This window comes from Pedobacter planticolens, from assembly GCF_014172375.1.
GTDB lineage: Bacteria > Bacteroidota > Bacteroidia > Sphingobacteriales > Sphingobacteriaceae > Pedobacter > Pedobacter planticolens.
Window position 1 is genome coordinate 603,293 of record NZ_WNXD01000001.1, and the last position, 15,033, is coordinate 618,325.

Below are 15,033 nucleotides of genomic sequence, written 5' to 3' on the forward strand. Positions count from 1 at the left end.
TAATTAAAGAAAACATGAAAAAGATAATAGTAGGATTAGTAATGGTGGCTGCGTTTGGTTTTGCAGCAAATGCACAAACAGATGCAAAGGCAAAAGCGATTTTAGCCGAGGTGAGTAAAAAATATCGTTCTTATGATGTAGTGAAAACAGATTTTACGTTCACGTTGAACAATGCACAAGCTAAAGTTAAAGAAACGCAACAAGGTACTTTATATGTGAAAGCTAACGCGAATAAATATAAAGTAGCAATGACTAATCAGGATTTGATTAGTGATGGTAAAGTTCAATGGACTTACCTTAAAAGCGATAAAGAAGTACAAATATCTAATGTAGATAATAGTGGTGATGCTATTAATCCGGCTAAGATTTTTACTATTTATGAAAAAGGCTTTAAATATTTATATACTGGCGAAAGCAAAGTAGGAACTAAAGTTTATCAAATGATAGATTTATCTCCGTTAGATGCGAAGAAAACAGTATTTAAAGTTCGTTTAAGCATTGATAAAGTTTCTAAACAAATAGCCAATGTGGTTATTTTTGAGAAAAACGGAAATACATACACGTATAATGTTAAAACATTCTCACCTAATGTAAAAGTACCAGAAACTACTTTTGCTTTCGATGCTAAAAAATATCCTGGTGTTGAGGTGGTAGATTTAAGATAATTTTAATTCAATTACATGTTAAAAGGGTTTGGACTAGTGTTCAAACCCTTTTTATTTTAGATTAATTTGGCTCAACCTTAAACATTAAGGAATGAAGAAAATTGAGATTGTTTACTTAATGAATCTTAATATCTTCATGTTTAAACCTTTTTATTTTAGCAATTTTTTAGGTAGTATTGCCTATAGTTCAATTGTCATGTTGAGCTTGTCGAAACATCAATATAAACATCAATTTTGAAAATCACATTTTTAGGTACAGGTACATCACAAGGCATTCCAGTAATTGGATGTAGTTGTTCTGTATGCCTATCTGCAGATCATCGTGATAAAAGATTAAGAGTTTCTGTTTTAATAGAAACTGGAGATAAAATTATTGTAATTGATAGCGGTCCTGATTTTAGATATCAAATGCTGAGGGCAGGAGTTAAAGATTTAGATGCTATTTTGTTTACTCATGAGCATAAAGATCATGTTGCAGGTTTGGATGATATTAGACCATTTAATTATATCCTTAAAAAACGAATAGATATTTATGCTACTGAACGTGTAGAGGAAGCGTTAAAAAGAGAGTTCTCGTATATTTTTGCTGACATCAAATACCATGGTTTGCCACAAATAAATATGAATTCAGTAACTGACAAACCTTTTAAGATTGGGGAAACAAGTATCACACCAATTGAAGTTTTGCATTATAAACTGCCAGTCCTTGGTTATCGACTTAATGACTTTACATACATCACCGATGCTAAAACAATTTCTGAAGAGTCGTTAGCAAAAATAAAAGGCAGTAAATATTTAGTGATAAACGCTTTACAAAAAGAAGAACATATTTCTCATTTTACATTAGATGAAGCAATTGCCTTCGCGAATAAAGCAGGTGCAGAAACTACTTATTTTACGCACATGAGCCATAACTTAGGTTTGCATGCTGATGTAGAGAAAGAATTACCTTCTCATATCAAATTAGCATATGATGGTTTGAGTTTTGAACTAGATTGATATATTTGCACTCCATTTATCCAGGTGGCGATCCCGGTAGTTATCGGGATGGTGACTTTTAATATACCCAGGTGGCGAAATTGGTAGACGCACCAGCTTGAGGGGCTGGCGCCCTTATGGGTGTGGGAGTTCGAATCTCCTCTTGGGTACTAACCAGATTCATGGTTAATTTTTTAAAGGGTTGCTCATTAAAAAGCAACCCTTTCTTGTTAACTTTCACTAGGTTATAATGGAAGGTTTTTTTAGACGAGGTAACAAACGTTCAATAATATCCTTTTGATTTAATCCTTGGTTTCTCATCTCCATTCATCTGTAATGGAGGTAATATTCCCTCGTATCCTTTTTGTCCACCCAGAGATCATTTTCTACCCACACCAGCATTTAAGACATCCCTTAATGGAAAGTATTCAACAGGCTATTCGCGTTTCCTACGTTTCTTTGTATTCTATGGTGTCTTAGTCTCTTGATGGAATTAGTGTAAATCGATTTTTCAATTTTAAAAACGGTTTCTCAAAAAGTTTGTATGACAATGTTGCAAGTGTTACCGTTACGAAAAAAGCAAAAATAAACCCTAACCAATTTTTCCATTCCAACAGGTTTATCTGTAGGCTAAAGGTTGTTAATTCATCTTTAAAAATTTTAAAAACTAACCAATATATTGTGATGTGAAAAACATACATACCGTAAGATATACGCCCGAGGTAAACCAGTATTGAGGGCATATATTTTTCGGATGCTCCATACAATGAGCAAAACATTAGTATTACCCCTATAAGTATCAATAGCCATCCGCCAATGGATTGTAGGATTGTTGCAAGATGTGGCGCATCTGCATTAATTTCACAAACTATAGATGCAATTAACCAGCACATTATGCCTACTATAAATGAAAAAATTCGAGCAACTACATGCCATTTCGGTTGAGAACCTTTTAGATATACTGATAGTAAAATCCCTGCAGCAAAAAATTGGAATTGCACAAAGCTGTTTGTCCATTGGCCACTAAAATTGGTTGTAGGCCGTGATGCATAGTAAACTATTGTCCCGTATGCAACAACAATTGCAAGTATTGAAAAAATCTTTAACCCTCTTTTTCCTGTAAAAAATATAATTACAGGAAGCAAAATATAAAGCTGCTCTTCAACCGATACACTCCACAATGGATTGATACAATACGATTGCCACTTATGAAAGGTTATATACCAATTGCCAGAGAATAAAGTAAAAGCTAATTGGGCGCCTGGAGAAATTATTCTTCCAAAATAATTGGTGGTAGATGTTAGCAGCACCATTCCAAAAAAGAATGTAAAATACAGTGGCCAAATACGCAAAATACGTCGTATATAAAACGACTTTACATTGATTTTTCCATATTGATCTTGTTCTTTTGTAAGTAATTCTGTAATTAAGAAGGCACTCAAAAAAAAGAATAACGGTACGCCATAATTACCTATCAAACTTAAATGATATCCCCAATAATATTTTTCAGGGTCAATGGGAGCTAAGTCTAATCGATGAACAAAAAATACAAAAAGAAATGCACACAAGCGTAGAACATCTAATTCGGGTTTGTAATAACGGGTTACTGTCATGTTTATAAATTCAGGTATAATAGGTTATCTAAAGCTTGGTGCCAACGTTTGAGGCTTTGTGTCGTTTTGGGTAATTAAATATACAAAAGTTCACTAAAGTACAGTGAGTTACAATAAAAGATCGGTAAAGAAAAGAGACGAGTTACAGGTGAGTTTCAAAAAAACCAATGTCTTCAGCAAATTGACCTCTTGATCTCTTTCCAGATAATCAACGGAATGCTTACTGTTACACCTTCATTTTTTTAGTCGATTAATAATGAAAAAGAATATTTAAAATCTTGGTCAACGAATTAATGCCAAAACTACTATTTTCCATATTTGCCAACTTTTTTGTTCTATTATAATCTGCTCAAGGTGATCTAATCGAAAATCACCTTGATTTTTGACACCTGATTAAATGAATCCTTTTCGTTCCAAATTCTCAATTATGGGCTCTATAAGCAATAAAAAGCGTTTCAAATGTTCAAAATATTCCTGCTAATCGGTACAACAGAAACCTTCCTAATTTGGAAGGTTTTTTGTTTCTATCCTTGTAACATTTAAACGATATCGTTTTGTCATTTAGCCAAAATGTTTAAGTTTATTAAACTAATCCATAAGTAAATGAACAAGGCAATTTCTCTACGTTATTTTTTAACCTTTCTGTTCGTCATTTCATTCGTTTTTAATGGCTTTGGTCAAGCAGAAAAGGCAGAAACCGAAATACGACAAATTATGAAGCAACTTGAGGTTGTAGGTGTAAGTGTAGCTGTTGTAAAAAAGGGTGAAATTATTTATACGCATTCTTTTGGTTTAAAAAATATCGAACAAAATACTCCACTTCAAGATAAAGATATTTTCAGAATAGCCTCTATTTCTAAGTCTTTCTCGGCAACATCGATAATGCAATTGATAGAGGCTGGTAAACTTTCTTTAGATGATGATATGAGTAAGCTTGTTGGGTTTAAAATCAGAAATCCAAAGTTTCCAGAAACCGTAATCACACTTAAAATGGCCATGTCGCACCGCTCAAGCCTAAACGATAGCGAAGGTTATTTAAACCTTGATGCTATTAACCCTGATAAAAATCCTAATTGGGCTAAATGTTATAGCGATTATGAACCAGGTACAGGCTATAAATATTGCAACTTAAACTATAATTTAATCGGAACAATTATCGAAAAACAATCAGGAGAACGTTTCGATAATTATGTAAAACACCATATTTTAAAACCGCTAAACTTAAATGCAGGCTATTGTGTAGATTCATTGGATAATAATCTATTTACTACACTTTATGAATACGATGGAAAAACAAAGCAGTTTACCGCTGCACCTACTGCTTATGCCCCACGTAGAGAAGAGATAAAAAATTATGTAATGGGATACAGTACGCCAATTTTTTCTCCAACAGGTGGTATGAAAATTTCTGCAACCGATTTGGCTAAATATATGACTATGCATATGTATTATGGGAATTACAAAGGCAAAAAAATCATTTCGAAAAAGAATTCAAAAATTATGCAGACCAAATTATCTGATGAAGAGGGGTATGGCTTGGCCATTCGTACTATTGACGATTTAATCCCTGGTATAGTAATGAAAGGTCATACTGGCTCAGCATACGGTTTATATAGTGCCATGTTTTTTCAGCCAGAAGATAAATTTGGTTTTGTGGTGATAACAAATGGTTGCAACCCCACATATACCAATGGTATGAATAATGTTTTAAAACAAACAATAGCAGTGCTTTATAATAATTTTATCAAATAGATTAAATTAGATGCATTATCCTGAATGGTCGTGCAGAATTTTCCAACCATTAGCTTCTCTAGTAAAGATTACCGTAAAGGTTCCTTTGCGCTCTTTCAACTTATCGTTGGCCTTTAAGATAAATATGCCAGTCAGTATTGCGTTGTTCTTATCCAGCATGGTCACTTCATAGTTCGCATAGTTCAGCTCTTGTTTGGCTTTACCGTCCACAAAGTAATATTTTTCGTACATTTCACGGATGCTCTTTAATCCTGCTCTGCCTTCAGTCAACATTATCGTTGCCTTTGGAGAATACAGCGCCATATAGCTATCCAAATCGCCCTTATTCCAAGCTACTGTTGCCTCATTCATCAGCTTAATCAGTTGCGCACTTGTATCCTGCGCTTTGAGCCCAGTACTGTAAATCAGTACGCATCCTAAAAGAAAGAATTTTAGTGTTTTCATAATTGCTGTGGTTATTTGGTTAAATCGTAGTTTAAAGAAACAGAAAAATTGAATTAGCAACAACTACCTTTCAGTAATTTTACGCAAATCAGCACTCCAATTAAACTACCGATTAAGATTAAACCAAATAACATTATTACTAAGTACATCTTGCTTTGCAGAACATGCCGAACAATACTAATCTTTAATCAGTTCGTTTTATTTTTCCAATAACATAGTGGATAATCAAGGCAAGTATGGTCCAGTAAAATGCAAATCCCAGAAGAAAAAATGGAGGAGGTGTATCTGGATCTTGGTGCAAAAATTTAATAAAGGGTAATAATGGGCCAATCAGAATTATTTTAATGGGAGATAAAATGGTAGATATAGTCGCTTTCCAAACACCTTGTGATGCCACTCCTAATAAAGATTCAGTTGGTTGACCTAATAACAAGTTGGTGCCAAAAAGAAAGGCAAAAGCGAAAGCAAGAAAGATGAAAACAAATTTTATTCTTGAAATATTCATATGCTGATATAGTTAAATTTAATGTTGTTTAATTAATGTAAATACTGACACTACTAATTGCAGTGCTAATGTTATTTTAATATAGATCCTTAGTTATTAAAAGTACTTTGTATTTCAAAGTTAAGTAGATTGCTTTGTATTTCAAAGTGTTTTAGTTAAAAATATCTGCGCCCATGTTTGCTTCATCTTTGTCGTATAAAGTGTCTAAAAAGTATATCTCTTAAAACGGGCTTTAGACGGGGTTGGTTCGGGGTTAGTTCGGACTTGTGACAATTCAATCCGAACTAACCCCGACCTTAATGCGAATTAAATTTGAGGAGATAAATAGGTTGTTATTATTCTTTTAGTATCTTGCTACTAATCATCCCATAATCTCAAAAATTATGGCAACATTCAACAATGGAATCAACGGTGGTTTCACCGGAAAAGTAGGTAGTGCAATAGGCTACCAGCTAAATGGCAAATGGGTAATGAAAAGCTTACCCAAACTAAGTCCAAAAAACAAAAAAGGAACGACCAGTCAAAAGGCTTGTAGGTCTGGTTTTACGAAGATGCAGTACTTCCTTAGCCCTTTAATTGGCTTTGTTAGAGTCGGATTCAATTTAGAATCCAAACTGAGGCAAATGACCGCACACAATGTGGCCAAATCTTACAACATGCGCAACGCACAAGATGCAAGCGGAGAAATAGATTACTCAAAAGTCTGTTTAACGTATGGCAACTTAATTGGGGTAGAAAATCCAAACGTAGCAAAAGATGATGTGGGGTTTCATTTCAGCTGGACTAATCATTTGGAAAACATGTGGCTTAGAGAGACCGACCAAGTAATGTTGGTAGCCTACAATGTAAATGACAAACGGGTGTATTGCATAGTAAGTGGGGCTCGGAGACAGGTAGGTTTCGATACTTTGATTATCCCAACTATTGAAAAAGGAAATGAATTCCATACCTGGATTTCATTTATCTCAGATGATAGAGAAAGCATTGCGATGAGTAGTTATGCTGGGAGCTTTATTTTTTGAATAAGCTGAAACTGATTTTACGATAAAGCCTCTCATTTGAGAGGCTTTATTATTTTAAGAGATTAGGTTAATTCTTCTCTTACAACATCAATTTATCTATTTGATCTTGACTTAATTTGCCATAATTATCGAAAATGTGAGCAGTTACAGCTGCTGCAATTAACTTTTTGTTTAAGCCTAAATTTGTAGTAAGCACTTTAATTTCGTTTTTTAAATCAGCTTTATTAGCGATTATAGGGGTAAACTCAACAACTGAGCTTGATTTCGGTTTACCTGCTATTTGAGCTTGATAACACAGCATTACTTTCTGCGGAATTCCTTCAGTAAATAGCTTTGTAGTAAAGACTAAACCTTTATCACTTTGGTCTATCTTTTTGGTAATTGTTTTACCACTAGTAACATATTGAATAAAAAAGAAGTTGTTCTCATCTATTTTGTAAGTTGGAGAGATAGGTAATACTTCATCTAAAAGCAATAAAATGCGGTTATCAGTTTCTGTACTCTGAAAATAAGTTTTAGGGTCATACCCATCAAACATTAAAGAGCGAGAACTTAAATGATAGGTGCTTGTAGATGGTACTAAGTTATTTTTTAGCACTGCAAGCAGCTCTCCGTTTGAACTAGGCTTTGTTTTTTGCGCATTTATTTCAAACCTGCCTTTTCCCGGACTGATACATGATAATTTTGCGGTTTGCTCTTTAAAAATGAGCGCATCTGTCGATTGTAAAATATCTCCGACTTTTATAGGTTTTCCTGTTTTTTTTAGGGTAACAGATCCTTTAACAAAAGTTACATAATATTTTTCTCCATCTACAAATGAGAGACTAATGCTGATCATCAGCAAAAAAATTAATTTCCTTACCATATTATTTAAAGTTAAAATAAGTTTCTCTTAATTCTAATAACCATTTTTTAAATTGGGTTTTATTCCATTCTACTTGTCTCATTTGAATAATGAACCTTAACGTGTTAATGTATAGTGTAATTATTAATACTTGTATATGCTGATTAAAAAGGAGATAAGATACGATTGAAAATATAGCTAAATAAGATGCACTTGCTAATAAAGGGCCAAACCAGCTTGGGTTATTTTCATCTTCATCTGGTGCTGGAAATAGCATTAGCCTAGAAAAAACGGTGTAACCAATAATTAAAAATAAAACCCACCACATACTCACTATATGCTGACCATCTTTTAACGTAAGATAAATGTTTAACAAAATTAATGTTCCTGGCGTTGAACCATAAATTGTATCATGCGCATCTGCATTAAAATCTCCTATTACAACAATTCGATCTTTTAAAAATTCATTAAAAATAACATCTTCGGGAAGTAATAATATTTCTGATAAAGTAACTACTGGATACTCTTTCTCCTCAAAAACCTCATGCGCTCTAATCTGATAATCGATAATCATAGAATTATGACTTGCTTTACCATTATCCCAATGAATACCGTTTGAATAATTGAACTTTCTATGGTTTAGCTTTTCGTATAATAATACAGGGATAGTAGGTAAACTGTCGCTTTGAAATAGTTTAAACTTCAAAAAACCACTATTGGCCATTCTATAATCAGCAATTGCTTTTGGGACATGTAGATCTAATTTTTCTATATTTCCGTTTTTATCAAAATGAGTTGGGAAAATAATATTATTCATTCCACTTACCGCATTTTGAAGTAAACTATCTTGGTCTGATTTTCCTTGTAAAAAAATATCACATATCGTAAATCTAATATCTTGCTGATGTTTTTTTATCACCTGAAATAGTTGTGCTAATTTTTCTCTATCAGTAATTACTTCATTTCCAAGTCCATCTTCTAAAGGTATCAATGCTTTATCATACGCTACATTGATAAAAATGAAATCTTTTTTTGGTGGGTCTTTATCGATGTGTAAAGCCAGTCGTTTAAAAATAGAAGACCATTTGATTACTAGTTGTTCATCGCCATAAGTAAACCCTGTGCCCATCCAATATGCTGTAAAAGCTAAGAGTAAAAAGGCATGAAAGAAACTAATTAACCATTTAAATTTAGGACGCATATTGAATTTACTTCTTACTAAAAATAAAATCACCGCCCACATGCCCTGCCAATTCTAGTGTTCCATAGCGTGGTTCTGTTTTGCTTTCTGTCATTACAGCCTCAATAATTTGATTAATGAACATTTTCTGGGCAGTTAGGTATTTCTCTTTGTTTTCGCTCAATGCTTTTACTAAGTACTTCATAAATATACTTACATCTGGTACTTCGGTATCATTACCAGAGGTGATGGCAACACGAGTAATTTTGCTATCCATTTCTTTCATCGCCGCTGGCGCATCTGCACCTAACCCACGAGATTTAAATACAGAACCAGAAAAACAGGCATCGGTAATGAGTAGGGTATGTCTTGCGGGTAATTCAGCAATCATGTCCAATACTTCTTTATTAGGCACCCAAGTATTTATGTCATTTCTCAAAGCATCGGTTAATAGCCAATAGCCTTTCTTTTCCTTGTCTACCCATATACCATGACCAGCATAAAAAATAACTAAGTTGTCTTCAGGTTGTAAAGCTTCCTTTAGCTCTAAAAATTTCTTTTTAAAATCTGTTCGTTGTGGATTAAATAGTGTGTAGATGTTTTCATCAATGAAATTGTAATTGTTTTTAAGAATGAGTTTTAACTTGATTGCATCAGCAATAGGATTTTCTAAAGATGGAATAGTGGCATCATCATAATTTTGACTAGCAATAAATACTGCATAGTTTTTGCCTTGTTTTTCTGTTACAGCAATTGGTGTTGCAGCTACTGTTGCAGAAGCTTTTTCTATTTCGAAAACTTGCTTAGTTGTATTTCCAGCAAGGTCAGTTGCTGCAATTTCAAATTTGTTTACCCCTTCGGCTAAGGGCACGGTTCCCCAAAAATCACCCACCTCTTTTACGTAAACAGACAATCCGTTAATAGTAACAGATTTTAAACCAGAAGGATCTGGTGCCATTCCTTTAATCATTACATCTTTTCCTGCGGCAACAATTTTTAATCCACGGGTATTGGTTGGTTCTAATATCTTTATTTCTGGTCCAGTTTTATCTGTTCTTCGAATAGTAACTTGATTGCCTTCCAGTTTAGCTAAACCCTCTAATGCGGGCTGGTAATCGGGATTAAAAATCAAGGCAGCTTCATAGTCTTTTTTGGCATTTGCAAAGTCATTTAGCCCAACATAAGCTTCAGCTCTTTTAGTATAGTGTCTAAATTTTCCAGGCCTTGGATATTTTGCCCAAAGTACTGTAAGCGGTTTCATTGCCTCCGTTAATAATGGTATTGCGATTTCATATTGCTTACGACTCAAAGCTAATAGACTTTTATAGTATGATATGTTCTCTACACTTTGAATTCTACCAATATCTTCAATACTTTTTGCTAAATTTTCTGTATCACCTTTTCCATAATAAGCGAGTGGTAATAATGTTTTTGCTAAACCTTTAGAGAGCATAAAATTTTCTCCACCAGAATTTAGCGTATTGGTAAGTAAACCAATCACTTCATCATATTTTTTTTCAACCAGTAAAGCATAAATTTTTGTTTCAAAAATCCCTCTATCAAATTTTGCTTTTTCGCATGCTTCTTTTAAAATTTTCAAGCCTTCTACATCATCAGTAAAGTAGCACGATTGTAAGGTTTGAACGTATAATGCTTTTTCCGAATCTAAATTCATTGAGCCTTTGAAACCATTTTTTATCAATTTCATATATTCGGACTGGGCTACCCTAATATCTCCTCTAGAAAAATTAGTATTAGCTTTAAATGATCGAATACCTTCTATATATTCAGTGGAAGGACGATAAGAAAGTTTTACCATGGGCCCTATATTAGTATCATGTTCAATCAAAACTTGTGGGTAATTGATCAGGATGGTAATTAGATTGTCCAAAAGCTTATTAGCACCTCTAATATCTCCTATTTCCATTTTTTTAAATGCGAGGTTATAAGCCCCATTGGTGATTGGATAAGTCTTTAGCGATTGATTATATAGTTTTTCAGCTTCAATTAAGTCGCCATTTTTTATTGCTTTATCTACTCTTTTTAATATTTCTTCTGCAGATCTATACAATTCTTTATCAGCCTTTTCCTGGGCTGCATCTTGTGCATAAAGAGATGAGAATGTTAATAAACACAATGTAAATAGGAGAAGTAGTTTTATTTTCATGTCCAAGTTTTTTTAATGTTGTAATGACTTCATAGATTGTTCGTTGCTTTTTCTTTATACTTATTTCTTGCTAAATATAAAATCCCCACCAACATGCCCAGCCAGTTCTAATGTTCCATACCTTGGTTCTGTTTTGCTTTCTGTCATTACTGCCTCAATAATTTGGGTAATGAACATTTTCTGTGCGGTTAGGTATTTCTCTTTGTTTTCGCTCAACGCTTTTACTAGATACTTCATAAAAACACTTACATCAGGTACTTCGGTGTCGTTACCAGAGGTGATGGCAACACGAGTAATTTTGCTGTCCATTTCTTTCATCGCTGCTGGCGCATCTGCTCCTAAACCACGAGATTTAAATACAGAGCCAGAAAAACAGGCATCGGTAATTAATAAAGTGTGCCTAGCAGGAAGCTCTGCAATCATATCTAACACTTGTTTGTTGGGCACCCAAGTATTTACATCATTTCTCAAAGCATCGGTTAATAACCAATAGCCTTTCTTTTCTTTATCAACCCAAATACCATGACCGGCATAAAAAATAACTAGGTTATCTTCTGGCTGTAAAACTTCCTTTAGCTCTAAAAACTTCTTTTTAAAATCATCACGTTGTGGATTAAACAAGTTATAGATATTATCTTCGGAGAAATTATAATTGTTTTTAAGAATGAGTTTTAACTTGATTGCATCTGCAATCGGGTTTTCTAAAGATGGTATTGTCGCATCATCATAATTTTGACTAGCAATAAATACCGCATAGTTTTTGCCTTGTTTTTCTGTTACGGCAATTGGTGTTGCAGCTACAGTTGCAGAAGCTTTTTCAATTTCGAAGATTTGTTTGGTTACATTTCCCGCTAGATCTGTTGCCGCAATCTCAAATTTATTTACTCCATCGGCTAAGGGCACGGTTCCCCAAAAATCACCCACCTCTTTTACGTAAACAGACAATCCATTAATAGTAACAGATTTTAAACCAGAAGGATCTAGTGCCATCCCTTTAATCATTACATCTTTTCCTGCAGCAACAATTTTTAATCCACGAGTATTTGTTGGTTCTAATATTTTAATTTCTGGACCAGTCTTATCTGTTTTTCGAATAGTTACTTGATTACCCTCAAGTTTTGCTAATCCATTAATTGCTGGGCTGTAATCTGGAAAGTAAAGCAATGCAGTTTCATAACTCTGTTTAGCATTTACTAAGTCATTTAAACCTAAATAAGCCTCAGCTTTTTTGGTATAAGTTACTTGTTGAGCATATAAAGTTCCATATTTAAAAGACCCAGGTTTAAAGCTAAGATTTACACTGAAGCGCTCTAATGCTCCTGGATAATTTTTTTCTGCAAGGGCTATTAAACCACCTAAAAATGCAATATCTGGCGAATTTCTTGAATAGACTATGTTTTTAATTGCTGCTTCATAATATATTTTTGATTGCTCAATATTTCCCAATCCTAATTGAGCTTCAGAATTTATGAGGTTAGACTTTACAGTCCAAATATGCTTATCAGACCTATCTGCTTCTTTCAATTGTTCTGAAAATTTAACAGCATTTGTATAATCGCCTTTGGCTAGTGCTAATTTTGCTGTAAGGTAAATTGGTGTAAGTTGGGTGCCTTGGCCCAACAAAAGTGTTTTATTCTTATTGTTAACATAGAATTTAGTAAGCTCATTTATTACTTCTTGTGTAATAGTGTAATCTGAAACTTGCAAAGAGGTTTCTCCTAGCATAGCCATACTAACTGGATCTAATGTGCCATCCCTTTTTAATAGCAACATTTCTTCATGCGCAATTTTAATGTCTCCTTTATCAAAGTTGTTTTTAGCCTTCGCCAAGTGTAAAAATTTAATATATTCGGCAGAAGGTTGATACGAAAGTTTTGCAATACCTCCTATATTAGTATAATTTTCTATCAAAATTTGTGGTCGACTTGCTAAACTATTAATTAAATTATCCCAAACCTTATTAGCGCCTTTAATGTCTCCTATTTCTATTTTTTTTAATGAAAGGGTACTAAATCCGATTGGGATAGGATATATTTTTAATGATTCGTTAAAAAATTTTTCAGCTTCAATTAAGTCGTCATTTCTTAGTGCTTTGATACCTTTATTTGATAATTCAAGTGCTTTTAAATACAATTCTTTATCAGCTTTTTTCTGGTCTTCATCTTGTGCATAAAGAGATAAGGATGTTAAAAAACACAATGCAATTAGCACTATTATTTTAAAAAAGGAAAATTTAATCATGTGATGAACGTTTTTATATTTGCTACTTATGCTCCAATTCAACCATCATAGGTACAATTGTTTTGCCTTTGCTAAATGCAGTAAAACTGATTTTATCTTTCGTGAAACTGATATCTGTTGGATTTACGATTTTCTCACCAATTACCTTAAAAATACGCTCGCTAAATGTGCCTTGTTGAGCGCCTATTTTTTTAATGATATCGTTAATGTTGAGCTCATTCTTGCTATATAAAACACATAAAAAGTCCTTGCCAGCTTTATTGTCAAATTCTATAAAGTGATCTTCATCTGGTATAGCAACATCATTTTTCTTATCAGTTAAAGCAGCACTAATTCCATCTTCATAGGGGAATATTTTGGTAATTTCATTAGTTAAATCTGTACTAATGGCATACACATAAGCGGGTTCATTGTTAGAAATATAAATTCTAAATCTTGTGCCAGTAGTATAAACATCAGCAGTTTGATAAACAGTTAATGGTCCAGCAGCGGGTTTAGCTGGGACAACTTTCAGCCCTCTGGTAGAAGTATATAACGTTGATGGCATGTCTTTTCCATCAGCTAGGGTCAATCTAATTTGTCCACTTAAATCAGCTACTGCTGGCTTAACTTCTGGTAAGTCTATAAATTCAAAAGCATACCATGTGTATTTTGCAAAATCGGCATATTTAATCCACATGTAACCTTCATTTCCCCAATTTGGACCCCAACTGTTTTGAATTTCGAAAGCGCCACCTTCTTTAGCATCATCATAACCCACTACGCATAAAGCATGTCCCCCAATTTTAGGATCGGCAGGTTCAGTTGGTTTCCAAACTCCATATGCAGTTACAAATGATGTCGGACAAACCATACCAAATACCACAGGTTTTTTTTCTGAAATAGATTTTTTTACAGATTGTATTTTAATTTCATCTGCTGCGTTCGTATCAAAAAGACGCATGTAATCTTTTATTTTACCTGTTTCTGCAGTTGTGTATTGTGCTAGTGTTAAAGTTGGTGTGCACGCAACAGGTAATTGACTGTAAGGAATTAAGCCCTTATTTTTCATCAATTCGAAAGCTGCAGCAACAGTAGTACCCTTCTTACAAGCCTGGTCTTCTGGACTGAGCATGCGAAATAGAAACGCTGGAGCAAATGCTTTTGCAGTAATTTCTTTTTTATCTATCCAGTTATTTTTAATAGCCTCAACAATGGTTCTTCCGCAATATGCCGAAGCCCAAGCTGTACAAGTTCCGTAAGCGCCTTGGCTGCCGGGAATTGGAGCATATTGTTTAAGCGATGCAGATGGGGGAGTAGATGTTAAACTACGGGTTAATTTTGCCTTTTTGTTAATGGCTTGATAGGCACCATCATCAAAAGTCATACCCATGCCAAATTTCGATTGTGCACTTGCAAAAAAAGAAAATAGACAAAATAATGCGATGCTAAAAAGTTGTTTCTTTCTCATACATCTAATCTATTGAAAAATGTGCTGTTATGCATTGATTTTAAACAAAATACCTAAAAATAGGTATGCCAGTTTTTATTGATTTAGAAAGCAGTATAAAACTGCTACTTTCTTGATAGGTAGCTAAGTTTCTATACACGTTTCGTTAGTTAAATTTTGTATAAATTAATTA

The 15,033-nt window shown here is 33.8% G+C and carries 12 protein-coding genes and 1 tRNA gene; 5 read left to right on the forward strand and 8 right to left on the reverse strand.

What is annotated here, in order from left to right; all coding sequences use genetic code 11:
• Window positions 1–14 precede the first annotated feature (14 nt).
• The 3 genes from GM921_RS02640 to GM921_RS02650 all read left to right on the forward strand — a co-directional run bounded on the left by GM921_RS02640 (window position 15) and on the right by GM921_RS02650 (window position 1,813).
• A complete protein-coding gene (locus tag GM921_RS02640; RefSeq protein WP_182921059.1) occupies window positions 15–665 on the forward strand; it encodes a LolA family protein in 651 nt (216 codons plus the stop codon).
• Between the two features lie 234 nt (window positions 666–899).
• Entirely contained in the window at window positions 900–1,664 is a 765-nt protein-coding gene (locus GM921_RS02645; protein WP_182921060.1) for an MBL fold metallo-hydrolase, read from the forward strand.
• 65 nt (window positions 1,665–1,729) lie between these two features.
• Window positions 1,730–1,813 (forward strand) — tRNA-Leu (locus GM921_RS02650).
• A gap of 306 nt (window positions 1,814–2,119) precedes the next feature.
• Here GM921_RS02650 and GM921_RS02655 read toward each other — a convergent pair.
• Complete coding sequence (locus tag GM921_RS02655) at window positions 2,120–3,256, reverse strand: acyltransferase family protein (RefSeq protein ID WP_182921061.1); 1,137 nt, start codon at window positions 3,254–3,256, stop codon at window positions 2,120–2,122.
• Window positions 3,257–3,859: 603 nt separating this feature from the next.
• On the opposite strand from GM921_RS02655, the gene GM921_RS02660 reads away from it, so the two are divergent.
• Window positions 3,860–5,008, forward strand: a complete 1,149-nt coding sequence (locus tag GM921_RS02660) for a serine hydrolase domain-containing protein (protein WP_182921062.1) — start codon at window positions 3,860–3,862, stop codon at window positions 5,006–5,008.
• 15 nt (window positions 5,009–5,023) lie between these two features.
• Here the strand turns inward: GM921_RS02660 and GM921_RS02665 are convergent, their stop codons facing one another.
• The gene (locus tag GM921_RS02665; protein WP_182921063.1) at window positions 5,024–5,452 is read right to left on the reverse strand and encodes a YybH family protein; all 429 of its coding nucleotides are present in this window, start codon (window positions 5,450–5,452) and stop codon (window positions 5,024–5,026) included.
• 184 nt (window positions 5,453–5,636) lie between these two features.
• Complete coding sequence (locus GM921_RS02670; protein WP_182921064.1) at window positions 5,637–5,957, reverse strand: hypothetical protein; 321 nt, start codon at window positions 5,955–5,957, stop codon at window positions 5,637–5,639.
• Window positions 5,958–6,340: 383 nt separating this feature from the next.
• Here GM921_RS02670 and GM921_RS02675 point away from each other — a divergent pair, with 383 nt between their 5' ends.
• Entirely contained in the window at window positions 6,341–6,979 is a 639-nt protein-coding gene (locus tag GM921_RS02675) for a DUF6266 family protein (protein ID WP_182921065.1), read from the forward strand.
• Window positions 6,980–7,058: 79 nt separating this feature from the next.
• On the opposite strand, the gene GM921_RS02680 is transcribed toward GM921_RS02675, so the two are convergent.
• Genes GM921_RS02680 through GM921_RS02700 form a run of 5 tightly spaced genes read right to left on the reverse strand, consistent with a single transcriptional unit; the run spans window position 7,059 to window position 14,861 of the window.
• Window positions 7,059–7,817, reverse strand: coding sequence for a hypothetical protein (locus GM921_RS02680; protein ID WP_182921066.1), 759 nt, complete (start codon window positions 7,815–7,817; stop codon window positions 7,059–7,061).
• 28 nt (window positions 7,818–7,845) lie between these two features.
• Window positions 7,846–9,024 carry a CHASE2 domain-containing protein gene (locus GM921_RS02685; RefSeq protein WP_182921067.1) on the reverse strand — a complete coding sequence of 393 codons (1,179 nt, stop codon included), beginning with the start codon at window positions 9,022–9,024 and terminating at the stop codon, window positions 7,846–7,848.
• A 7-nt stretch (window positions 9,025–9,031) separates the two neighbouring features.
• Complete coding sequence (locus tag GM921_RS02690) at window positions 9,032–11,170, reverse strand: caspase family protein (protein WP_182921068.1); 2,139 nt, start codon at window positions 11,168–11,170, stop codon at window positions 9,032–9,034.
• 60 nt (window positions 11,171–11,230) lie between these two features.
• Window positions 11,231–13,411 (reverse strand): caspase family protein, encoded by a 2,181-nt coding sequence (locus GM921_RS02695; protein ID WP_182921069.1) that lies wholly within the window; start codon window positions 13,409–13,411, stop codon window positions 11,231–11,233.
• Window positions 13,412–13,433: 22 nt separating this feature from the next.
• A complete protein-coding gene (locus GM921_RS02700) occupies window positions 13,434–14,861 on the reverse strand; it encodes a C1 family peptidase (RefSeq protein ID WP_182921070.1) in 1,428 nt (475 codons plus the stop codon).
• Between the last annotated feature and the right edge of the window lie 172 nt (window positions 14,862–15,033).

Coding starts and splice junctions, on each gene's coding strand:
- GM921_RS02640 (WP_182921059.1), top strand. CDS start 15: ATGAAAAAGATAATAGTAGGATTAGTAATGGTGGCTGCGTTTGGTTTT.
- GM921_RS02655 (WP_182921061.1), bottom strand. CDS start 3,256: ATGACAGTAACCCGTTATTACAAACCCGAATTAGATGTTCTACGCTTG.
- GM921_RS02660 (WP_182921062.1), top strand. CDS start 3,860: ATGAACAAGGCAATTTCTCTACGTTATTTTTTAACCTTTCTGTTCGTC.
- GM921_RS02665 (WP_182921063.1), bottom strand. CDS start 5,452: ATGAAAACACTAAAATTCTTTCTTTTAGGATGCGTACTGATTTACAGT.
- GM921_RS02670 (WP_182921064.1), bottom strand. CDS start 5,957: ATGAATATTTCAAGAATAAAATTTGTTTTCATCTTTCTTGCTTTCGCT.
- GM921_RS02675 (WP_182921065.1), top strand. CDS start 6,341: ATGGCAACATTCAACAATGGAATCAACGGTGGTTTCACCGGAAAAGTA.
- GM921_RS02680 (WP_182921066.1), bottom strand. CDS start 7,817: ATGATCAGCATTAGTCTCTCATTTGTAGATGGAGAAAAATATTATGTA.
- GM921_RS02685 (WP_182921067.1), bottom strand. CDS start 9,024: ATGCGTCCTAAATTTAAATGGTTAATTAGTTTCTTTCATGCCTTTTTA.
- GM921_RS02690 (WP_182921068.1), bottom strand. CDS start 11,170: ATGAAAATAAAACTACTTCTCCTATTTACATTGTGTTTATTAACATTC.
- GM921_RS02695 (WP_182921069.1), bottom strand. CDS start 13,411: ATGATTAAATTTTCCTTTTTTAAAATAATAGTGCTAATTGCATTGTGT.
- GM921_RS02700 (WP_182921070.1), bottom strand. CDS start 14,861: ATGAGAAAGAAACAACTTTTTAGCATCGCATTATTTTGTCTATTTTCT.